This window comes from Vibrio sp. J2-4 (genome assembly GCF_021728155.1).
In the GTDB taxonomy this organism is placed as follows: Bacteria; Pseudomonadota; Gammaproteobacteria; order Enterobacterales; family Vibrionaceae; genus Vibrio; species Vibrio diabolicus.
In genome coordinates, this window is record NZ_JAKKCN010000001.1 from 340,699 (window position 1) to 361,441 (window position 20,743).

21 protein-coding genes are annotated in these 20,743 nt (G+C 45.0%); 13 read left to right on the forward strand and 8 right to left on the reverse strand.

The features are described from left to right. The first annotated feature begins 635 nt into the window (after positions 1 to 635). From L3V32_RS01565 to L3V32_RS01575, 3 genes are read left to right on the forward strand one after another with little or no spacing between them, the layout of a single operon-like run. Complete coding sequence (locus L3V32_RS01565) at positions 636 to 863, forward strand: FeoA family protein (RefSeq protein WP_005382190.1); 228 nt, start codon at positions 636 to 638, stop codon at positions 861 to 863. Then, the gene (gene feoB, locus L3V32_RS01570) at positions 863 to 3,139 is read left to right on the forward strand and encodes a Fe(2+) transporter permease subunit FeoB (protein WP_237283691.1); all 2,277 of its coding nucleotides are present in this window, start codon (positions 863 to 865) and stop codon (positions 3,137 to 3,139) included. Before L3V32_RS01565 ends, feoB begins: the two co-directional genes overlap by 1 nt. Further along, entirely contained in the window at positions 3,136 to 3,366 is a 231-nt protein-coding gene (locus tag L3V32_RS01575) for a FeoC-like transcriptional regulator (RefSeq protein WP_005396058.1), read from the forward strand. Before feoB ends, L3V32_RS01575 begins: the two co-directional genes overlap by 4 nt. 97 nt (positions 3,367 to 3,463) lie before the next feature. Here the strand turns inward: L3V32_RS01575 and L3V32_RS01580 are convergent, their stop codons facing one another. Together L3V32_RS01580 and argS are read right to left on the reverse strand one after the other, a co-directional pair. Further along, positions 3,464 to 3,892: an HIT domain-containing protein gene (locus tag L3V32_RS01580; RefSeq protein ID WP_237283692.1), complete on the reverse strand. Its 429-nt coding sequence runs from the start codon at positions 3,890 to 3,892 to the stop codon at positions 3,464 to 3,466. A gap of 126 nt (positions 3,893 to 4,018) precedes the next feature. Beyond that, a complete protein-coding gene (gene argS / locus L3V32_RS01585) occupies positions 4,019 to 5,752 on the reverse strand; it encodes an arginine--tRNA ligase (RefSeq protein ID WP_237283693.1) in 1,734 nt (577 codons plus the stop codon). Between the two features lie 220 nt (positions 5,753 to 5,972). On the opposite strand from argS, the gene L3V32_RS01590 reads away from it, so the two are divergent. Continuing rightward, a complete protein-coding gene (locus L3V32_RS01590) occupies positions 5,973 to 6,569 on the forward strand; it encodes a VOC family protein (protein ID WP_237283694.1) in 597 nt (198 codons plus the stop codon). Between the two features lie 71 nt (positions 6,570 to 6,640). Here L3V32_RS01590 and L3V32_RS01595 read toward each other — a convergent pair whose 3' ends face one another. The 3 genes from L3V32_RS01595 to purU form a co-directional block, all read right to left on the reverse strand. Then, positions 6,641 to 7,009 (reverse strand): hypothetical protein, encoded by a 369-nt coding sequence (locus L3V32_RS01595; protein WP_150918300.1) that lies wholly within the window; start codon positions 7,007 to 7,009, stop codon positions 6,641 to 6,643. Position 7,010: 1 nt separating this feature from the next. Then, positions 7,011 to 8,630, reverse strand: coding sequence for a serine protease (locus L3V32_RS01600; RefSeq protein WP_237283695.1), 1,620 nt, complete (start codon positions 8,628 to 8,630; stop codon positions 7,011 to 7,013). 204 nt (positions 8,631 to 8,834) lie between these two features. Beyond that, the gene (purU, locus tag L3V32_RS01605) at positions 8,835 to 9,668 is read right to left on the reverse strand and encodes a formyltetrahydrofolate deformylase (RefSeq protein ID WP_005382206.1); all 834 of its coding nucleotides are present in this window, start codon (positions 9,666 to 9,668) and stop codon (positions 8,835 to 8,837) included. A gap of 218 nt (positions 9,669 to 9,886) precedes the next feature. On the opposite strand from purU, the gene L3V32_RS01610 reads away from it, so the two are divergent. From L3V32_RS01610 to rnd, 7 genes are all read left to right on the forward strand, one after another. Then, positions 9,887 to 11,827, forward strand: a complete 1,941-nt coding sequence (locus tag L3V32_RS01610; protein WP_104971401.1) for an ATP-dependent DNA helicase — start codon at positions 9,887 to 9,889, stop codon at positions 11,825 to 11,827. A gap of 29 nt (positions 11,828 to 11,856) precedes the next feature. Then, on the forward strand, positions 11,857 to 12,558 hold the full coding sequence (gene tsaB / locus L3V32_RS01615; RefSeq protein ID WP_237283696.1) for a tRNA (adenosine(37)-N6)-threonylcarbamoyltransferase complex dimerization subunit type 1 TsaB: 702 nt from the start codon (positions 11,857 to 11,859) through the stop codon (positions 12,556 to 12,558). Positions 12,559 to 12,618: 60 nt separating this feature from the next. After that, on the forward strand, positions 12,619 to 12,924 hold the full coding sequence (locus L3V32_RS01620) for a chromosome partitioning protein ParA (RefSeq protein WP_237283697.1): 306 nt from the start codon (positions 12,619 to 12,621) through the stop codon (positions 12,922 to 12,924). 41 nt (positions 12,925 to 12,965) lie between these two features. Next, entirely contained in the window at positions 12,966 to 13,523 is a 558-nt protein-coding gene (locus tag L3V32_RS01625; protein WP_237283698.1) for a Slp family lipoprotein, read from the forward strand. Between the two features lie 6 nt (positions 13,524 to 13,529). Continuing rightward, complete coding sequence (locus L3V32_RS01630) at positions 13,530 to 14,384, forward strand: alpha/beta fold hydrolase (protein WP_237283699.1); 855 nt, start codon at positions 13,530 to 13,532, stop codon at positions 14,382 to 14,384. A 106-nt stretch (positions 14,385 to 14,490) separates the two neighbouring features. Further along, a complete protein-coding gene (fadD, locus tag L3V32_RS01635; RefSeq protein WP_006743343.1) occupies positions 14,491 to 16,182 on the forward strand; it encodes a long-chain-fatty-acid--CoA ligase FadD in 1,692 nt (563 codons plus the stop codon). Positions 16,183 to 16,261: 79 nt separating this feature from the next. Next, positions 16,262 to 17,380, forward strand: coding sequence for a ribonuclease D (gene rnd / locus L3V32_RS01640; protein ID WP_237283700.1), 1,119 nt, complete (start codon positions 16,262 to 16,264; stop codon positions 17,378 to 17,380). A gap of 102 nt (positions 17,381 to 17,482) precedes the next feature. Here the strand turns inward: rnd and minE are convergent, their stop codons facing one another. From minE to minC, 3 genes are read right to left on the reverse strand one after another with little or no spacing between them, the layout of a single operon-like run. Beyond that, on the reverse strand, positions 17,483 to 17,746 hold the full coding sequence (gene minE / locus L3V32_RS01645; RefSeq protein WP_005396037.1) for a cell division topological specificity factor MinE: 264 nt from the start codon (positions 17,744 to 17,746) through the stop codon (positions 17,483 to 17,485). A 2-nt stretch (positions 17,747 to 17,748) separates the two neighbouring features. Then, complete coding sequence (gene minD / locus L3V32_RS01650) at positions 17,749 to 18,561, reverse strand: septum site-determining protein MinD (RefSeq protein ID WP_005388331.1); 813 nt, start codon at positions 18,559 to 18,561, stop codon at positions 17,749 to 17,751. A 17-nt stretch (positions 18,562 to 18,578) separates the two neighbouring features. Continuing rightward, entirely contained in the window at positions 18,579 to 19,241 is a 663-nt protein-coding gene (gene minC / locus L3V32_RS01655; protein WP_237283701.1) for a septum site-determining protein MinC, read from the reverse strand. A 197-nt stretch (positions 19,242 to 19,438) separates the two neighbouring features. On the opposite strand from minC, the gene L3V32_RS01660 reads away from it, so the two are divergent. After that, positions 19,439 to 19,720, forward strand: coding sequence for a YcgL domain-containing protein (locus L3V32_RS01660; protein ID WP_005382303.1), 282 nt, complete (start codon positions 19,439 to 19,441; stop codon positions 19,718 to 19,720). Positions 19,721 to 19,768: 48 nt separating this feature from the next. Further along, positions 19,769 to 20,740 (forward strand): lytic transglycosylase domain-containing protein, encoded by a 972-nt coding sequence (locus L3V32_RS01665; RefSeq protein ID WP_237283702.1) that lies wholly within the window; start codon positions 19,769 to 19,771, stop codon positions 20,738 to 20,740. Positions 20,741 to 20,743 lie beyond the last annotated feature (3 nt).

Below are 20,743 nucleotides of genomic sequence, written 5' to 3' on the forward strand. Positions count from 1 at the left end.
ATACATGGCTTAAGAGGACGGATTTACCTACGGCGACAAATAGATGAATGGTTGTATTTTTGTATCTAGAGTGCGTTGGTTCATTTGAGTAGTGGGGGAATGCGAAATTCGTGAAAACAGAACTGTGCTGAAAAGGTGGATAAGCTAAAGAGTTTAGAGAGATGAAAAAAAATATCGTGGTATAGCCGGGGGGACTATACCACGGGTGTCAATGACACCTTCGCTTGCTGCCGGAGTGACATGTTGCCATGCCACCTCTGGAATTCATTTGAGAGGTTGCCCTCTCGATGGAGTAACTATACGAGAGGTTACTTATTTTTCTTATAAAAATAACGCCATGTTGATATGAGAAAAGCGACAAAGTTTTAAGCTCCAGCTAAATTATTGTTTTGTATTGAATTTTTTATTTTTGCCCTTTGTTTGTGACATTTTTATTTCATTGATCGTGATTTTTAATTGTTAATTTTGACGTAAATAACGAGAGGAAATTTACGGAGTTGACGTTTGAAAGCATGAAAACATTTATGAAATCTTTGATTTCACACAAGGATTGAAGGGTTATAGAAGAGTAATATTGGCAGCCTAAACTTATTAAATAATAATATTTCTCATTAGCAATACTCTTAAGGGCCACTATGAAGTTATCAGAGATTAATCCTGGCGATACGGTGACGATTCGGTTGTTAGATGGTCTTTCATCAGATATCAGAAAGAAACTCATGGTAATGGGGCTGCTTCCCAATACAGAAGTCAAAGTGATTCGACGTGCTCCAATGGGCGATCCTTTACAAGTCGAAGTCCGTGGTGTGTCTGTCGCATTGCGAGAAACCATTGCTCAGAAAATTGAAGTGGAGCGAGTGTAATGCAATATCAAGTGCTTACCGTAGGTAATCCTAATAGTGGTAAAACGACGCTATTTAATGGTTTGACTGGCGCAAAACAGCAAGTTGGTAACTGGGCAGGCGTCACCGTTGAAAAGAAAACGGGACAATTCAAACATGCGGGTGACGAGTTTTTGCTCACTGACCTCCCTGGCATTTACTCGTTAGACAGTGGTAATGATAGCAATAGTATTGACGAATCCATTGCATCGCGTGCGGTTCTAACTCATCCTGCTGATCTAATTATCAACGTGGTTGATGCCACGAGTTTAGAGCGCAGCTTATATATGACGTTGCAACTTCGCGAACTTGGCCGTCCTATGATTGTTGTTCTCAACAAAATGGATGCGCTAAAACGTGAACGTCAAATGATTAACGTTTCAGAGCTTGAGAAAACGTTAGGTTGTCCTGTAGTAAGTTTATCTGCAACCAATAAAACTCAAGTTGCAGAGTTTAAAGAAAAACTTCATAAGTCCATCGTTCAAGGGGTCGCGCTTAAAGAGCTATCTTTGCATTACGGTGAAAAGATGGAGTCGGCGATTCAAACTGTTTCCGCACTTTTTAACGATCAAACCGTCGCCCATCGTGCATTAGCGATTCGTGCGCTTGAAAAAGACACGATGGTTCTCAATAGCCTTTCCGATATTGATAGAAGCAAAGTATTGGAAGTCATTGCGACTTTAGACTTGGATATCGATTTGCATGTCGCGGATACCAAGTACACATACCTGCATGAACAGTGTAAAAAAGTTCGCCGAAGCGAAGGCAAATTAAGCCGTAGCGTGACTGAAAAACTCGACCAGTTTATTTTGAACAAGTGGATTGGGATCCCATTCTTCTTTGTGGTTATGTACTTGATGTTTATGTTCTCGATTAACATCGGTAGTGCATTTATCGACTTTTTTGACATTGGTGTAGGCGCATTGCTGGTTGATGGTGGACATCACTTATTAGATGGTCACCTCCCCGTATGGCTAGTTACGGTGATTGCTGATGGTTTAGGCGGCGGTATTCAAACAGTTGCGACCTTTATCCCGGTCATAGCGTGTTTGTACTTATTCCTTGCTGTGCTTGAGAGCTCGGGTTACATGGCACGCGCTGCGTTTGTGCTTGATAAAGTGATGCAGAAAATCGGCTTGCCGGGTAAAGCGTTTGTCCCTTTGGTTCTTGGTTTTGGCTGTAACGTTCCGTCGATCATGGCAACGCGCACGCTAGACCAAGAGCGTGAGCGCAAGTTGGCTGCGTCGATGGCACCGTTTATGTCATGTGGTGCTCGCTTACCTGTGTACGCTTTATTTGCTGCCGCTTTCTTCCCAAGCTCTGGTCAAAACATTGTGTTTGCACTTTACCTACTTGGTATTGTCGCCGCGGTGTTTACCGGTTTGTTCCTCAAGCACACGCTGTATCCTGGCAGCAGTGATAGCTTGGTGATGGAAATGCCTGACTATGAGCTTCCGACATTGCAGAACGTCGTGATCAAAACTTGGCAAAAACTTAAGCGGTTTGTATTGGGTGCAGGTAAAACCATCGTAGTGGTTGTTGCTATCTTGAGCTTCCTCAACTCGCTAGGAACTGACGGTACATTCGGTAATGAAGACAGTGATAAATCGGTTCTATCAAAAGCCGCTCAGGTTGTGACGCCAGTGTTTGCACCAATTGGTATTCAAGAGGATAACTGGCCAGCAACGGTTGGTATTATTACTGGTATCTTCGCGAAAGAGGCAGTCGTGGGCACATTGAACAGCTTATATACTACGCCAACCGATGGAGAGGATGCAGAATTTGATCTTATGGGTAGCCTAGAAGAAGCGGTGATGAGCATTCCTGAAAACCTAGCAGGGCTGAGCTATTCTGATCCTCTGGGGATTGACGTCGGTGATTTAGCAGATTCTCATGCAGTCGCAGAGGAGCAAGAAATTGATGAATCGATCTTTGGTAACATAAAAGAGAAATTTGTTTCTGGTCATGCTGCTTTTGCGTACCTAGTTTTTATCTTACTTTACACTCCTTGTGTAGCTGCGATGGGTGCCTATGTTCGAGAATTCGGCAATAACTTTGCGCGCTTCATAGCGGTATGGACAATGGGGCTCGCGTACTTGAGTGCGACTTTCTATCATCAGCTTATGCATTTCGCTGATAGCCCTATCACCAGCGGCGTTTGGATTGCTGCAATTATTGCGATTTTCTTTGGCACGTACCGCGTTTTCAAGCGTGTAGGCAAGAAACATCAAGGCGAGTTTGAGGCGCAAGTCGTATGATTTTAAAAGAGCTTTATCAATATATTGCCGAAAAAGGAACGGTTTCCCAATCTGAGCTAGCAAAACAGTTCGGAATGAGTGAAGACGGTGCAGACGCCATGTTAAGTGTATGGATTAACAAAGGTCGCATTTCTCGCTTGGTAGATACAAATAAAGCTCATCATATAACGCGAATACGCTATGCAGTCACAAAGCACGATGGTTTGTCACTTACCGTAACCATGTAGTAGGAGTAATGAGCCATCGCGCACAAACAACAAAGCCGCATCAGCAATGATGTGGCTTTTTACTTTCTGCCTGAATTAAAAGTTATATAACGAACGGTTACGCTTTACGGAAGATAGAGCTTAACGACAACACATTACGAATTCGGTTAAGAATCTCTTCTTGTTCTTCGTTAGTACGAAACTCACCTTTGGTGTTACCCCAAACGGGTCCCGGCCATGCTACGTCACCTTTGAAGCGAGCGATATGGTGAATGTGCAGCTGTGGCACCATGTTACCTAGGGCGCCAAGGTTTAACTTGTCTGGGCGGAATGTCGCTTCGAGTGCTTGGCTTACCGCTTGAGATTCGAGCAAAAACTGTTGTTGCTCTTGCATTGGCAAGTGGTGTAGCTCTTTCAAATTTTCGCGTTTAGGCACCAAGATAACCCATGGCACAGCATTATCTTTATGAAGAAGCGCGACGCAAAGTGGGAAGTGACCAATCACCGAAGTGTCTTTTGCCAATTGAGGATGAAGTTCAAAACTCATTATTGCTGTCCGATTAATTTTTAGTTTGAATTAGTATACGACAGATAAAACAAAAGGTTGGCGCTTTCACGTCAACCTTTGTCATCATTTAGCGTGTGCTACTTAAGCTAACTACGTAAAAGCGGATTACATACGCTCTAGAGTATCGATACCCAGTAGAGACAGACCTTGCTTGATGGTCTTCGCTGTAAGCGCAGCTAGTTTCAGACGGCTTTGTTTCACTGCTTCGTCTTCAGCCACTAGGATAGGGCACGCTTCGTAGAAGCTAGAGAACTGACCTGCTAGTTCGAATAGGTAGCTACACATGATGTGTGGTTGGCCTTCGCGAGCAACAGATTGCACCGCTTCTTCGAACTGCATAAGTTTAGCAATAAGTGCTTTCTCTTTCTCATCAGTGATTTTGATGTCACCTTGGAGAGCATCCATAGCAACACCAGCTTTAGCGAAAATTGAAGCTACACGAGTGTATGCATACTGCATGTATGGTGCTGTGTTGCCTTCAAACGCTAACATGTTGTCCCAATCGAACACGTAGTCAGTCGTACGGTGTTTAGATAAGTCAGAGTATTTAACCGCTGCCATTGCAACTGTTTTAGAGATCTTCTCTTTTTCTTCCGCATCTAGTTCAGGGTTTTTAGATTCGATCAGCTGTGCTGCGCGAACTTCTGCTTCATCCAGAAGATCTGCCAAACGAACGGTACCACCCGCACGAGTCTTGAATGGCTTTCCGTCTTTACCCAGCATCATGCCGAACGCGTGGTGCTCAAGAGATACAGATTCAGGCACATAGCCCGCTTTACGAACAATCGTCCAAGCTTGCATTAGGTGCTGGTGTTGACGTGAGTCGATGAAGTAAAGCACACGGTCTGCGCTTAGCTCTTCATAACGATATTTTGCACATGCGATATCTGTTGTTGTGTATAGGAAACCGCCATCGCGTTTTTGAACGATAACGCCCATTGGTTCGCCATCTTTGTTCTTGTATTCATCTAGGAATACAACTTGCGCGCCATCATCTTCAACGGCAAGACCTTGTTCTTTTAGGTCTGCAACGATCTTAGGAAGCATGTCGTTGTACATGCTTTCGCCCATTACGTCGTCACGAGTCAGTGACACGTTTAGACGGTCGTAGTTGCGCTGGTTTTGGATCATGGTTACATCAACGAGTTTTTTCCACATTTCTGCACAGTACTCGTCACCGCTTTGCAGTCTTACCACGTAGTTTCGCGCCTTTACTGCGAACTCTTCATCTTCATCGTATAGCTTTTTCGATTCGCGGTAGAAGCCTTCAAGGTCCGCAAGTTCCATAGAAACTTCGCCAGACTCTTGTTGTACGCGCTCAAGGTTTGCGATAAGCATACCGAACTGAGTACCCCAGTCACCGATGTGGTTCGCGCGGATCACTTTGTGACCTAAGAACTCAAGCGTACGTACCACTGCATCACCGATGATGGTTGAACGCAGGTGACCTACGTGCATTTCTTTTGCTACGTTTGGTGCAGAGTAGTCGGCAACGATGGTTTGCGCTTCTTCTTTAGCTACGCCAAGACGTTCGTCTACTAGCGCCGCGTCGGCTTGTTTCGCAAGGAACTCTTCGCTTAGGAAAATGTTGATGAAACCAGGTCCAGCGATTTCTGTTTTGCTCGCAATACCATCTAGGTCTAGAACATCCAGTACTTTCTGTGCAAATTCTCGTGGGTTAGTACCCAGTTTTTTAGCAACGCCCATTACGCCGTTTGCTTGGTAATCACCAAATTGTGGCTTTGCTGATTGGCGAACGGCTGCAGGACTGCCTGCAGGTGCGCCAGCGGCTTCTAGAGCCTGAGATACTTTGTCATTAATAAGTGCTTGGATATTCACACGCGTTTCCTTCAATTCAAGGACAAAGAACTCGGCAATATGTACGCCGAGCTCTGTTAGAGTTCACAAAAATGGGGCTAATCATAACAACTTTATTGCTTTTCATACAGAGATGAATAGGCGAAATTTTTACTTTTTCGATTGAATGGAAATGTGGCTTAGTTTGCGTTTACTATTGCGCTCAAAGTAATGAGATAAATCGCCCCATAAGAGAGCCACAATGACGACTCAACTAGTTGAAAAGCGCCTAACGCCTGAATTGATGATCCAAGATCTGGACGCATTTATGGCGAAGATTGAAGAACTTGCAACCCTGTTAAAACTGGATCTGAGCTTTGCTCAAGCTGACCATATTGCGCTGCGTATTAATGATACTGAAACAGCGAAAGCCGCGCATGAAGCATGGAATCAATACGGTAAGGTGATTTCACAAGCGAAAATAAACGGTCGCCCAATCATCGTTATCGAATTCGACAAAGCGTTGGAAAGCCGTGGCTGGAAGATTGAGTGTCTGGAGCTGCCATACCCTGCGGAAGGCAAAATCTACCCAAATGAAAGCTGGGAACATGTGGAGTTTGTGATTCCGTCTCATGCCGAAACCGCAGATAAGTTTCTTGCTGATTTGAAACACACTTACCCAGCGTTTGGCGCGCGTTTTAATGAGTTGGAAGAGCTGGGTGTAAAGAGCAAATTGTCGAGCCCGAAAGGGGAAGGCGAACGCTTGAACAACCCAACCGTGGCGTTTAAGTACCAAGGCATTTGTATCAAGCTGCACCCGCATTCACTTAAGCGTATTGTGGAGTCTGAGCAGGCGTAAAACGCTAGAGTGAAATTTCTGAGTTGCGAGAGGCAAAAAGGGAGCCGAGGCTCCCTTTCGTAAGCGAATCACTATTTAGCCGGTGACTTGCTTTTTGGGTTGGTAATGGAAAGCTTTTTGCCTTTCAACTCTTCGTCTAGAGTTAGTGTGAAAGTCTTTGGAAACGGCATTCGTTTACAATGATCCACTTTGTTCCTGACGATTGTAAGCAGGGCTTCCGTTGAAGAGTTTTGCTCTATTTTTAAGCTAAAGTCATCGTTCTTACTGCAGCCATTAGACTCGGCGATAAATGAAATTTGACTATCGCTAGTTCGGTACGCTTCAACCATGACGGCTTGATGTTCAGACTCTAGACCTTGCTGCGTTTCTGTATTTGCCGAGCAAGCGACTAAACTGATGGAGCTCAAGCCAAGCAGCATTGTTTTGAGTACATATTGCATCTTATTGTCCTTTTTTGCGACGCAGGAAAGGACCTGCGGCTAGCAACATTAGTAGGCTAATTGAGAAGCTGCCGCCTGAACTCGATGTTGTTGTTACGCTGCTCTCGCTAGTGTTATCTGAACTAACTGACATCTTGATATTGCGAATATACGCTTGCGCATTGTAACCACCGCTAAACTCGTAGTTTTTCAGATAAGCAAAAGTAACCGTGTTTGACTTCCGGTAAAGATCGATAGAAAGTTCATTGTACTCAAGAAGCTGGCGAGTGTAGTCATACTCTTGGCCATTGACGTAAACGACAAAAACATCGAAACCATCTGACAAGACTTTAAAGTCCATTGATAGTTTGCCTTTTGGAAGATCGGTTAAATACAAGATGGATGCGCCAGCAGACGTTCCCATGTCTGCTGATTGAAGTTCACCATTTTCAGCGGTCCAAGCGTGTTCATTGGTGTACACGTTTGCGCCAGCTAGCGTAACGGCACTGCTCAATGAGCTGCTTGCTTTATCAATACCACTATATATTAAGGTAGTCGAAAGTTTAGATAGTTTCGGATGATCAGTAGAGACTTCAATCGTTTCAACTGAGTGCGAGTAGCTTGGGTAGTAGCCTACCGTAATTTGACAGCTCTGAGATGGTGCCAGTGTCGCAGTACAGGTATTTTTGGCGAGACTGATTCCGCTTGTTAGGGTAACGCCCGTGATGTTGATTGGCGTATTCACCTCGTCATTACGAATAGTAAAGGTCTCTTGCTGCGCTTTTCGCTCAACGAAATGAAGATCTCGATACTGAGTGTAGCTGATAGTATTACGATGACTATCTATCCAGCCGTTATGCTGAAAATGAGCGACGTTTGCATAAACACCATAAGCATTTGGTTGAGCACATCCATCCCCCCAACTGACTACGCCTAGTAATTTGTTGATGCCGTTATCATCAACGATGAGCGGACCGCCGCTATCTCCTTGGCAGCTATCTTTACCTCCCCAATAGTATCCGGCGCAAATGCCGTCATCTGATACATTAGAGTAATTTCCCGATAGGTTTTGGCAGGTTGCTCGATCTACGTATTCCAAATCAACTTGTTGTAAAACGGTTGGGTATACTCGGTCTGTCGTGGACGTATTTCCCCATCCAGCCACGTGCAACTTATCTCCTACGCGTACACTATCCAAAAGCTCTGGCGTTGCCAAATCGATCGTCGCGCTATCGACATTACGTTCTAATTCGATAAGAGCGATGTCATTGTTCGTTGTATTACTGTTATATGCAGTATGCGAGTAGATATTGTTAACCGCGATGCGCTGCGCGTGAGACTCGTTGTTTTGATCATAAAGACCAAGAGCGATATCAATATCGTCCGCATTAAGACCTTCCACACAGTGCGCAGCAGTTAATACGTATTTTCCACCAAGGAAACTACCGCCACAGAAGTGACCAATAGATGTTGGCTGTCCTTTACGGACCAGTGAAGCAATAAACTTCCAGTCGGAAGTATTAGCTGGCTCGCCGCCAATAATGCGAGTGGATACATCATTCTGAACAGGCTTAAGAGTATCTGCGATTGTGGTTGCTGGCAAAGTCAGCCCAATCAGAAAAGCCACTAACGTTTTTTTCATTTTAATTCCGTAATATTAACGTGGTTTATTATAAGGGGACCAAATGATAAACGGAATCATTCTCTCAGTAAATAGTTGTAGTGAAATGAAAAATTATAATATATCGGTTTAATTTTGATGGTTAGAGTCGGGGGGATATCCCTGAAAAGATGAAACCCGCCAAGTTGGACGGGTTTCATTCTCGTTGTAACTAGTGCGGAGGGATTACAGGATCACTGTTTTATTTCCATAAACAAAGACGTGGTCGTTAATGACTTTATTCAACGCTTTGCTCAACACATTCTTTTCTACATCGCGTCCCGCTTGTGCCATATCTTGGGCATTGAATGTATGGTCGACAGGAATTACGTCTTGCTTGATGATCGGCCCTTCATCTAAATCATTGGTCACGAAGTGTGCCGTTGCACCGATGATTTTCACACCGCGATCGTAAGCTTGTTGATATGGCTTCGCGCCAATAAAAGCAGGTAAGAAGCTGTGATGAATATTAATGATTTTGTGGTGGTATTTCTCAACAAATGTAGGCGTCAATACGCGCATGTATTTAGCTAACACCAAAAAATCAGCATCGTATTGGTCGATCACTTCTAGCATCTTCTGCTCGTGTTCTTCACGGCTAAGGTTTTCATGGGTCACGTGGTGGTAAGGAATGTCGAAGCGCTCAGTGAGAGTTTGCAGTTTGTCGTAATTCCCCACCACAGCAGCGATCTCAACATCTAGGCTTCCATCGTAGGTTTTCATCAGAATATCGCCTAAACAATGCGCTTCTTTTGTGACGAGAATGACGATGCGCTTACGGCGAGAGCCAACCAATTTACGCTTAGCGCCTTGCGGGAGTGCTTGGTCCAAATCGGCAAGAAACGTTTGATCGTTGAAGTATCCCTCCAACTCCGTTCTCATGAAAAAGTGGCCACTGGTATTATCAACAAATTCGTTATTGTGAACGATGTTGAGTTGGTGCTTGTAACAGATATTAGTGATTTTCGAGATGAGACCCGGGGCGTCAGAACAGTGGGTCAACAGTGTTTTCTTTTCCATAAATCAGGTACTTCCATGCATTAATATTTTAGCGTACGAATTTGTTATTATTCCCTGGCGGGTGTAACTGTACTGCCATGTTTCACCATAAATAATCTATTCTTACGTTGGTTTCAACAAAATATCCGTGTGTCGCCGCAAGCTGGTCAGATTGTGGGCTGATGTCACTCCTATTCCTCTGATATACTCTCGATAATTTTTCAAACTCAATACCAAGCATGATCGCAAAAACTTTTTCCTCTGATGGCGCATTAGGTAAGGCCATTCCGGGCTTTCAAGCTCGTCAGCCACAAATCGATATGGCGGAAGCCGTCAGCAGTGCGATCAAAGATCAAACCCAGTTGGTGGTGGAGGCAGGAACCGGAACCGGTAAGACCTTCGCATACCTAGTCCCTGCGCTGTTGAGCGGTAAAAAAGTGATCATCAGTACAGGCTCGAAAAACTTGCAAGAGCAGTTGTACCATCGTGACTTACCGCTCATGGTCAATGCGCTTGGTTTTTATGGTCAAGTGGCGTTATTAAAAGGGCGTTCTAACTATCTGTGTTTGGATCGTTTGAGCCGCCAAATGGTCGAAAGCCACACTAATGAATCTGACCCGACGTTATTAACTCAACTGGTTAAAGTGCGTGCTTGGTCATCAGAAACCAAAACAGGTGACCTTGGTGATTGTGATGATCTGCCAGAAGACAGCATGATCATTCCGACCATCACTTCAACCAATGATAACTGTTTAGGTAAAGAGTGTCCGAGCTACACCGATTGCTTTGTATTGAAAGCGCGTAAGCGAGCCATGGATTCCGACATTGTTGTGGTGAACCATCACTTATTTCTTGCTGACTTAGCGATCAAAGAAACAGGATTTGGTGAACTGATCCCAGAAGCCGATGTGTTTATTTTTGATGAAGCTCATCAGTTGCCAGATATTGCGAGCGAATATTTCGGCCAGTCAGTTTCAAGCCGCCAAATTCACGATCTTGCCAAAGACATTGAAATAGCCTACCGCACCGAAGCCAAAGATATGCGTCAATTGCAAAAAGTGGGCGACAAACTCATGCAAAGCGCAATGGACATGCGGATTGTACTGGGTGAGCCAGGCTTTCGTGGCAACTGGCGTGAGGCGTTGCAATCAGGCTCTATTAAGCGAGAATTATTGCGCTTAACTGATAGCCTCGAATTGGCGATTGATGTTCTCAAAATAGCCTTAGGGCGCAGTCAATTACTGGATACCGCCTTTGAACGAGCCAATTTGATCAAAGGCCGCATCGACCGGGTATGTGATGTCGATATTACTGGTTACTCATACTGGTACGATACCTCGCCTCGTCATTTCGCTCTGCACATTACGCCTCTTTCTGTCGCGGACAAGTTCCATGAGCAAATAGAGATTAAACAAGGCGCGTGGATTTTCACGTCAGCAACTCTAGCCGTATCGGGCGACTTCAAGCACTTTACTGAGCGCCTTGGCCTCAAGCCTACAAAGCAATTTTCTCTGCCGTCCCCCTTTGATTATCAAAAACAAGCGCGCCTTTGTGTGCCAAGGTATTTGCCAGAGCCAAACAGTAACGGCTTAGCGGATAAGTTAGTCCGAATGCTTGCTCCGGTGATTGAAGAAAATGATGGTCGCTGCTTCTTTTTATGTACCTCGCACAGCATGATGCGTGAACTAGGTGAGAAGTTCCGAGAAGTACTTGAGCTGCCTGTGTTAATGCAAGGGGAGATGAGTAAGCAGAAAACCTTGGCGGAGTTTATGGAACTGGGTAACGCTTTACTCGTGGCGACAGGCGCTTTCTGGGAAGGGATTGATGTTAGAGGTGATGCGCTGAGCTGTGTTATTATCGACAAATTACCGTTTACCGCCCCTGACGATCCGCTACTCAAAGCCCGTATCGAGGATTGTCGATTACGTGGCGGTGAACCATTTGCTGAAGTACAAATCCCGGATGCAGTGATTACGTTAAAGCAGGGAGTAGGGCGATTAATTCGAGATCAGAAGGATCACGGTGCGTTGATCATTTGTGATAATCGCCTTGTCACGCGAGACTACGGTGGTATTTTCCTCGGAAGCCTACCACCTATCCCAAGAACGCGAGACTTAGATGGAATCAAAGCATTCCTGAAAGTAGAACAATCTGTCACAGACGCAAGTGCTGAGGCATAACCCAATAAATGAGAGTTGTAGAGAGTTAAATGAGCGCAAAAATTCTTGCTATCGATACAGCGACTGAAAACTGTTCAGTTGCGTTGTTGGCTAATGATCAAGTGATTTCACGTAGCGCGGTTGCACCACGCGATCACACCAAAAAAGTACTGCCAATGGTTGATGAAGTACTAAAAGAAGCTGGCCTGACTCTACAAGAGCTAGATGCGTTAGCGTTTGGACGTGGTCCAGGTAGCTTTACTGGCGTTCGTATCGGTATTGGTATCGCACAAGGTTTGGCGTTCGGTGCTGACTTACCTATGATCGGCGTTTCAACCCTGTCTGCGATGGCTCAAGGTAGCCATCGTTTACATGGTGTGACCAATGTCGCTGTTGCCATTGATGCACGTATGAGTGAAGTTTATTGGGCGCGCTATTCTCGTCAAGACAATGGTGAATGGGTTGGTATTGATGAAGAGTGTGTTATTCCACCAGCACGTCTAACTGAAGAAGCACAAGCAGACGACAAAACGTGGACGACAGCAGGTACTGGTTGGGATGCCTACCAAGAAGTATTAGCAGACCTACCGTTTAATTTGACGCATGGTGACGTTCTGTACCCTGATTCACAAGACATAGTGATTCTTGCTGAACAAGAATTTAAAAAGGGTAATACCGTGCCGGTCGAAGATTCGAGCCCTGTTTATTTACGTGATAATGTGACATGGAAAAAACTTCCTGGTCGCGAATAGTCCGTTTTTCATTAACCTGACAAAAAGCAGGGCGTTTGCCCTGTATTTTTATGGAGTGCTATGGCGTCGATTAATGGCTTGCCTCCTTCTTTGATTCCCGGTGCAAATCGCACTAATAAAGCCAGTCAAAAGAAGCAGGTAAATAAATCACAAACAAAGCAGCCTGTAGGTCAGCCTTCAAAGGTTGCTAACGCCGTGGCGCACTCCATAAAACACGTGGATGAGTCCCAAATTCACCGAGCTCAAGTGCAATATGACCTTCCTGAAGGGAGCACACGTAAAGCAATGGAGCAGTACATGGATGTCATGAATCGAGCTAAAAAAGAGGAACTGGCTCAATTACTTGGTGTCGATATTTACGTGTGAGATCTCCCCTGCTTGGGGTTACTAATATTGAAAGGTGGTTTATGAAGGTTTTTGGACGGTTTTTTCTCGCATTATTTGCTACGGTTGGTTTGTCTGCGTGTAGCTCGTTGCCAGAGGAGCTAAATGCAAGCACAGAATTGGTCGTTACAGACTATAAAGCTTTTGCTGAGTCTCAGGGGCAAGTGAGTGAAGATGTTCGCCTTGGTGGAATCATCGCTAAAGTGGATAACTTTAAAGATAAAACGCGTCTAGAGATTGTAAATCTTCCAATCAGTAAGTCTGGTAAACCTGATATTGATGAAGAGCCTACGGGACGTTTTGTCGCCTATTTTGATGGCTATTTAGAGCCTGTCGCCTTTAGTGAAGGCCGTTTGGTGACGGTTGTAGGCAAAGGAGCAGGGGAAGAAGAAGGAAAGATCGGTGAGCACGGTTACATCTTCCCGATTATTAAGGGGGAAGGGTATCGTTTATGGAAAATTGAAGAACGTGTACGCATGTATGACTCGCCAACCTACTTTTACCCATGTTACTCGATTAACTGCCGCATGTGGCGTAATGATTTCCCACAAGATGGCAAAGTGATAAAACAGGTCAAATAATCTGCGATGCATGAGCGTCAATTCGAGCTTCCTGCCGGCAAAATGGCAGCCCTGGAGATAGGGAACGAAAAAACGGCTGACTTGTCAGTCGTTTTTCTTCATGGATGGTTAGATAATGCAGGTAGCTTTAAAGCGCTCATGGAGCAGTTGAATCAACTTAATCCTCACTTACACCTCCTTGCTATCGACCATTTTGGTCACGGTTTATCGAGTCATAAATCTCACGATAATTATTATCCCTTTCACGACTATATTGCCGATTTATATCAGCTGCTGGACGAATTATCACCAAACAGACTGATATTAGTAGGGCATTCACTTGGTGCTTTAATCGCAAGTTGCTATAGTGCTGCGTTTCCAGAGCAGGTCGAAGCTCTTGTGCAAATAGAGGGAGCAGGACCTCTTACTGAAGATCCTACTAACAGTTTGCCTCGTCTTCGCGATGGCGTTTTAAGTCGAATAAGACAGCAAAACAAGCCAGAGCGAAGCATTACCTCCTTCGATCTGGCGTTAAAATTACGCATGCAAGCCAACCAATTAACCGCTGAGCAGCTTCTGCCGATAGTCGAGCGAGGAACGGAGCCGCGAGGAGATAAATGGTATTGGCGGCATGATGCCAAGTTAAAATGTGCGTCGCTTTACCGAATGGCGCAAGCGCATGCTAACTCGATTACCAGCCAAATACGTTGTCCTCATTTGATCGTATTAGGCGATCAAGGATTTCAGAATTTACCATCTAACCAAGCTGATTGGGGAGAGAACCCGCCGCAAGTGGTTTCTGTCAAGGGTGGTCATCACTGTCATTTAGAGCAAATACTCGAGGTCGCAACGCGAATTCTTGGTGTAGTTAACAAAATTTAAACAAGTGTTTGAGAGTTGCGTGCTCAAGCACGTTCGCTGTGCTGTAATAGCTTTCAAAATAAAAAGGACGCTATTTTTTAGCCAGTTATAAACGAGGAGTAACATCGTGGATAAACCATGGCTTTCACGTTATCCAAGTGACGTACCTGAAACCATTAATCCAGAGCAATATGAGTCTTTGGTAGAAATGTTTGAGCAGTCTGTACAAAAATATGCAGACCAACCAGCATTCATGAACATGGGCTCGGTTATGACCTTCCGTAAATTGGAAGAGCGTAGTCGCGCATTCGCAGCGTATCTGCAAAACGAGTTAAAACTGCAAAAGGGTGACCGTGTTGCTCTGATGATGCCAAACCTACTGCAATACCCAGTGGCGTTGTTTGGTATTTTGCGTGCAGGTTGTATCGCCGTAAACGTTAACCCACTTTACACTCCTCGTGAACTTGAACACCAATTGAATGACTCAGGTGCGACGACGATTGTGATTGTATCTAACTTTGCGAACACGCTAGAACAAATCGTCGATAAAACACCAGTTAAACACGTGGTGTTAACCAGCCTTGGTCAAATGCTGCCACGAGCGAAAGGTACGATTGTCGATTTTGTCGTGAAGTACGTTAAGGGCATGGTGCCTAAGTACGATTTACCTGGTGCAATCTCAATGCGTCAGGCTCTACGTAAAGGTCGTCGTCTACAATACGTTAAACCGTTTATGTCTGGGGATGACATCGCATTCCTGCAATACACGGGCGGTACGACAGGCGTCGCGAAAGGTGCGATTCTGACTCACCGTAATATGATTGCGAACGTTTTACAGGCGAAAGGCGCGTACGGGCCGGTTTTATCTCCAGGCCGTGAATTGGTCGTGACAGCGCTACCGCTGTATCACGTATTTGCTCTTACCGTAAACTGTCTGCTGTTTGTCGAAATGGGTGGCCGTAACCTACTTATTACCAACCCTAGAGATATTCCAGGGTTCGTGAAAGAGCTACAAAAGCATCCGTTTACTGCGATCACGGGCGTGAACACCTTATTTAATGCTTTGATCAACAACGAAGACTTCCACGAGTTGGATTTCAGTAACCTACGTTTAGCCGTTGGCGGCGGCATGGCAGTGCAGCGCTCAGTGGCAGAAAGATGGCAGAAGACCACGGGTTGTTACCTACTAGAAGGCTACGGCCTGACCGAGTGTTCTCCATTGGTTGCGGCATACCCGCATGACCTTGTTGAATACAATGGATCGATTGGTCTGCCTGTGCCATCAACAGAAGTTCGTATTGTGGACGAAGAAGGCAATGCGCTTCCGAATACTGAAACTGGTGAACTTCAAGTTCGTGGTCCTCAGGTTATGCAAGGCTACTGGCAACGACCTGAAGCAACGAAAGATACGATCAACGAAGACGGTTGGTTATCAACGGGCGACATTGTTAAGTTCGATGACGAAGGCTTCCTGCATATCGTTGACCGTAAGAAAGACATGATCTTAGTATCAGGCTTTAATGTTTACCCGAACGAAATCGAAGACGTTGTAGCGCTACACGGCAAAGTCCTTGAAGTGGCTGCTATTGGTCAACCGCACGAAGTCTCTGGTGAATTAGTGAAGATCTACGTCGTGAAGCGCGACCCGAGCTTGACCAAAGATGAAGTGATTACGCATTGTCGTCAGCACTTAACTGGCTACAAAGTGCCTAAGTTGGTAGAGTTCCGTGAAGACCTCCCTAAAACCAATGTCGGTAAGATCTTGCGTCGTGTTCTGCGTGAAGAGAACGACGCTGAACTCGCGAAGAAAAGCGCATAAGCCGATTTCGTCGAGTCGAGAGATTTAAAAAATGATAGAATGCCAGCGTTTTGCTGGCATTTTTTATAGCGAGAAGTATGTGAATTATCAAATTATTACCAAAAACAAAGACCTAGAAGAAGTTTGCATTCACGCCCGAGAGGCAGATGTAGTGATGCTGGATACCGAATTCGTCCGTATTCGCACTTTCTACCCGCAGTTAGGTCTGATTCAGCTTTTCGATGGTAATCGCCTCTCGCTGATTGATCCGACCGAATTAACGGATATGACGCCGTTCGTAGCGCTATTAAAAGATACTTCCGTGTTAAAAGTGCTGCATGCCTGCGGTGAAGATTTAGAAGTTTTCCAAAATGCATTTGGTTGTACGCCGTTCCCTATGGTAGATACTCAGTTGATGGCGGCCTTTCTTGGCCACGGTCTATCAACAGGCTTTGCAACGCTGGTGGAAGAATATTTAGGTGTTGAGCTAGACAAAAGTGAATCACGTACTGACTGGATGGCTCGTCCACTGACACAAAAGCAATTAGATTATGCTGCCGCAGATGTTCATTACTTGTTACCGTTATACGAAAAGCTGCTCGATAAGGTGACGCAAGCAGGTTGGTGGGAAGCCGTACAACAAGAAAGTGATTTGTTGGTTTCAAAACGCATTCGCGTCACTAATGAGGAGAATGCCTACCTTGATATTAAAGGTGCTTGGCAGTTAAAACCTTCTGAACTGGCGATTTTAAAGCCTCTAGCGACGTGGCGTTACCGTGAAGCAATCAAACGAGATTTAGCGCTGAACTTTATCTTCAAAGAAGGTGACCTGTTAACAGTCGCTCGTCTTGGCTTAACGAACTTTAAGAAGATGGAAGCGGAAGATATTGATATCCGAGCGATTAACCGCCATGGCGCGAAGATTGCCGCGATTGTTAAACAAGCAAAGCAAACACCTTCTGAAGAGTATCCGGCGAAAATTGAACGCTTAATGGATTATCCAGGTTACAAACAAGTCTTCAAAAATATGAAAGACATAGTGAAATTGGCGTCGCAGAAGTCTGGCTTAGCAACGGAGTTCCTTGCTTCTAAAAAGCAGATTAATCAGCTGATCAGTTGGGTGTGGAAAAAAGATCGCGATCCAGAAGTGTTGCCTGATTTGATGCAAGGGTGGCGTTTGGATCTACTCGGCGACAAGATGAACAAAGCATTAAAGTAATAAAAGATTAAAAGATTAAAAGATTAAAAGATTAAAAGGTTGGCCTCGGTGCCAACCTTTTTCATTCAAATCTGAGCATTCGGTCTCGCGAGGAAAAGTGGTTTACTTCTCGTCGTCTGGTAGCTTCACATTGAGCTCAAGAACTGAGATATCGTCGTCTTTGTGCTCAAATGTTAAGTCAACCATATTTGGATCAATTGCCACGTACTTACTGATCACCTTCAAGATGTCTTCTTTCAATTGAGGCAAGTAAGAAGGCGCAGGATCATTTTGGCTGCGGCGCTCAGCAACAATGATTTGCAAACGCTCTTTAGCTAGATTCGCAGAAGTTTTCTTCTGTGGGCGGAAAAATTCTAATAATGACATGTCTAGCCTCCAAAGAGTCGTTTAAAGAGTCCTTTCTTCTCCTCAGTAAGGAAACGAAATTCAACCTGATTGCCTAATAAGCGATCAACGGTGTCAGAATAAGCCATGCCCGCATCGGTGTTATCGTCAAAAGTAACCGGTACACCTTTGTTTGACGCGTTAAGCACGGCTTGGCTTTCTGGAATCACGCCCAGTAGTGGAATATGTAAGATCTCCTCTACGTCCTCAACGCTTAGCATTTCGCCTTGAGTGACGCGAGATGGGTTGTAGCGAGTCAGTAGCAGGTGCTGTTTTACTGGCTCTAGCCCTTGTTCTGCGCGCAGGGACTTAGAATCTAAAATACCTAGAATGCGGTCAGAGTCACGCACAGAAGAGACTTCTGGGTTCGTTGTGACAATGGCTTCATCGGCGTAGTACAAGGCCATCAATGCGCCTTGCTCGATACCTGCTGGTGAATCACAAATAATGAAATCAAAGCCCATTTCATCAAGCTCGCCGAATACGCGCTGAACACCATCTTTTGTCAGTGCGTCTTTATCACGAGTTTGAGAAGCAGGAAGAATGAATAGGTTGTCCGTGCGCTTATCTTTGATCAGCGCTTGGTTTAATGTCGCTTCGCCGTTAATGACGTTTACAAAGTCATACACGACACGGCGCTCACAGCCCATGATTAGGTCGAGGTTACGCAAACCGATATCAAAATCGATCACCGCGGTCTTTTTTCCCTTCAGAGCTAGACCAGAGGCGATGGCTGCGCTTGAAGTGGTTTTACCAACGCCACCTTTACCAGACGTTACTACAATAATGCGTGCCATTTTTTTTCCTTTTTAGATTAAATCGCGAGAACTTCTAAATGTAATGATTCATCGGCTTTACTGATCATTACTTTCTTTTGCCAGTACTCGCTTTCAATTTGATCGCTTAACCAGTAGTCACCCGCAATGGATACCAGTTCTGCTTGTAAATCGTGGCAAATAATACGCGCTTCCTGCTGACCACTTGCGCCTGCAATCGCACGGCCTCGAAGTGTGCCATGGATATGAATAGAGCCGTCAGCGATGACTTCAGCACCAGCACTTACGTGCGCTAACACCACCAAATCACCATCTTTCGCGTAGATCTGTTGTCCTGATCGAACAGGCGTGCGAACTACTTTCGTTGGTGCTATTTTGGCTGGCGCCTGGCTTGGTGATTTGCTTGCCGACATAATGGCGAAGCCAGCTTCGGAAGCAAGATTTTGTACACGCTTGTCTTTACTGCCCGTTACACCGACCGGAATAAAACCAGCATCTGAGATGCCTTGTTTAAGCTTAGGGAAATCAATGTCGCCTTGTACTTTTGCTATATTGATTACCAAAGGCGCGGATGCAAAAAAAGAAGGTGCTTTAGAAACTTTTTCTTGCAAAAATTCGACAGTCTTTGCGATCTCATTGTCAGAAAGGTGTAAAACTGACAATGTAAAACTGCTACCTTTAAGGTCTGGTGAATGGGTCATCGTGGACTTCTTGCCTTTATTGAAAGAGCGTTGCCTTAAACTAGGTCTGTCATGTTATATTTCATCCTTTGACGCAGCAAGTTCTCTCGTGGGCAAATAGGTGAATTAATCTCAAATTTGCTATTAAGTTTGCGAGAATTTGACGTTTTCAACCTAATCCGCACTCAACGCGGCTAAATCAGCATAAAAGGCGTGTCATGCTTTGTTCTATTTATAAAAGCTCGAAAAAAGAAGGTACTTATCTCTATATTCCGAAAAAGGATGATTTTTCACAGGTTCCTGACACCTTAATGCAGATGTTCGGTAAGCCTATCGCTGTTATGACGATTAAACTTGATGGCCGTAAATTGGCACAAGTTGATATCGAAAAAGTGAAGGCTTCATTGCAAAATGATGGCTTCTTTTTGCAGGTTCCGCCTCCGCCGGAGAACCTACTAGAAAAGTACAAAGAACAAAAAGCCCAGCAGAAAGGCGAATAACGTCATCGTTTTTCATCTGGGATTTCTGCCTTGCTCAAGGAGGGCAATATGAAAAAAATACTGGCTACCATGCTTAGCGTTGGTGTGTGTACCTCGGCTTTTGCAAGTAGCGAGGGTTTCGATGAATACTTGAATAAGCTGCGTGCTGAAGCGCGTGATAAAGGTATCTCAGAGCAGGTCATTAGTGCTGCTTTTGCGAATGTTGAGTACAAGCCTCGAGCAGTAAAAGCGGACCGAAACCAGCCAGAGAAGAAACTGACGTTGGATGAATACATTCCTCGCGCGGTGCCTGAATGGAAGGTGAAGCAAGCAAGACAACTCTATAAAGAGCATTACACCGAGCTAAAGCGTATAGGCGATGAGTACGGTGTGCAGCCTCGCTTTATCGTGGCGCTGTGGGGTGTAGAAAGTAACTTTGGTAAATTTACGGGTAACTTCAAAGTGATTGACGCGTTGTCGACAATGGCATTTGAAGGTCGTCGTGAAGAGTTTTTCCGTAAAGAGACCATGTCGGCATTGCAGATCCTTGATCAAGGCCATATTGAACTAGAAAACTTCAAGGGGTCATGGGCTGGTGCGATGGGGCAATGTCAGTTTATGCCAAGCTCTTTTCTTCGTTTTGCCGCTGACGGCAACGGGGATGGTAAAAAAGACATTTGGCAATCTGAAGCCGACGTATTTGCATCAACTGCTAAATATTTGAGCAAGTCCGGCTGGGATGACAAATACACTTGGGGTCGCCAAGTGAAAGTCCCTAAAGGCATTGATCGTAGCTTAGAGGGGCGCACAGCTGAAAAAGGTAAATATCTTCAGGAGTGGAGCAAACTTGGCATCACAAAATACGACGGTAGTCCGTTGCCAAAACTGGATGAAGACATCAAAGCATGGTTGATCATGCCGGACGACGAAAATGGTCGTACGTATCTGGTTTACAATAACTACAACGTACTGATGAAGTGGAACCGCTCTTACTACTTCGCACTCGCCGTGAGTCACTTGGCTGACCGAATTAAATACTGAGCT

Bases quoted from the DNA above. Each gene is read 5' to 3' on its own strand.
- L3V32_RS01565 (WP_005382190.1), top strand. From the start codon at position 636: ATGAAGTTATCAGAGATTAATCCTGGCGATACGGTGACGATTCGGTTG.
- feoB (WP_237283691.1), top strand. From the start codon at position 863: ATGCAATATCAAGTGCTTACCGTAGGTAATCCTAATAGTGGTAAAACG.
- L3V32_RS01575 (WP_005396058.1), top strand. From the start codon at position 3,136: ATGATTTTAAAAGAGCTTTATCAATATATTGCCGAAAAAGGAACGGTT.
- L3V32_RS01580 (WP_237283692.1), bottom strand. From the start codon at position 3,892: ATGAGTTTTGAACTTCATCCTCAATTGGCAAAAGACACTTCGGTGATT.
- L3V32_RS01590 (WP_237283694.1), top strand. From the start codon at position 5,973: ATGACGACTCAACTAGTTGAAAAGCGCCTAACGCCTGAATTGATGATC.
- L3V32_RS01595 (WP_150918300.1), bottom strand. From the start codon at position 7,009: ATGCAATATGTACTCAAAACAATGCTGCTTGGCTTGAGCTCCATCAGT.
- L3V32_RS01600 (WP_237283695.1), bottom strand. From the start codon at position 8,630: ATGAAAAAAACGTTAGTGGCTTTTCTGATTGGGCTGACTTTGCCAGCA.
- purU (WP_005382206.1), bottom strand. From the start codon at position 9,668: ATGGAAAAGAAAACACTGTTGACCCACTGTTCTGACGCCCCGGGTCTC.
- L3V32_RS01610 (WP_104971401.1), top strand. From the start codon at position 9,887: ATGATCGCAAAAACTTTTTCCTCTGATGGCGCATTAGGTAAGGCCATT.
- tsaB (WP_237283696.1), top strand. From the start codon at position 11,857: ATGAGCGCAAAAATTCTTGCTATCGATACAGCGACTGAAAACTGTTCA.
- L3V32_RS01620 (WP_237283697.1), top strand. From the start codon at position 12,619: ATGGCGTCGATTAATGGCTTGCCTCCTTCTTTGATTCCCGGTGCAAAT.
- L3V32_RS01625 (WP_237283698.1), top strand. From the start codon at position 12,966: ATGAAGGTTTTTGGACGGTTTTTTCTCGCATTATTTGCTACGGTTGGT.
- L3V32_RS01630 (WP_237283699.1), top strand. From the start codon at position 13,530: ATGCATGAGCGTCAATTCGAGCTTCCTGCCGGCAAAATGGCAGCCCTG.
- minE (WP_005396037.1), bottom strand. From the start codon at position 17,746: ATGTCATTATTAGAATTTTTCCGCCCACAGAAGAAAACTTCTGCGAAT.
- minD (WP_005388331.1), bottom strand. From the start codon at position 18,561: ATGGCACGCATTATTGTAGTAACGTCTGGTAAAGGTGGCGTTGGTAAA.
- minC (WP_237283701.1), bottom strand. From the start codon at position 19,241: ATGACCCATTCACCAGACCTTAAAGGTAGCAGTTTTACATTGTCAGTT.
- L3V32_RS01660 (WP_005382303.1), top strand. From the start codon at position 19,439: ATGCTTTGTTCTATTTATAAAAGCTCGAAAAAAGAAGGTACTTATCTC.
- L3V32_RS01665 (WP_237283702.1), top strand. From the start codon at position 19,769: ATGAAAAAAATACTGGCTACCATGCTTAGCGTTGGTGTGTGTACCTCG.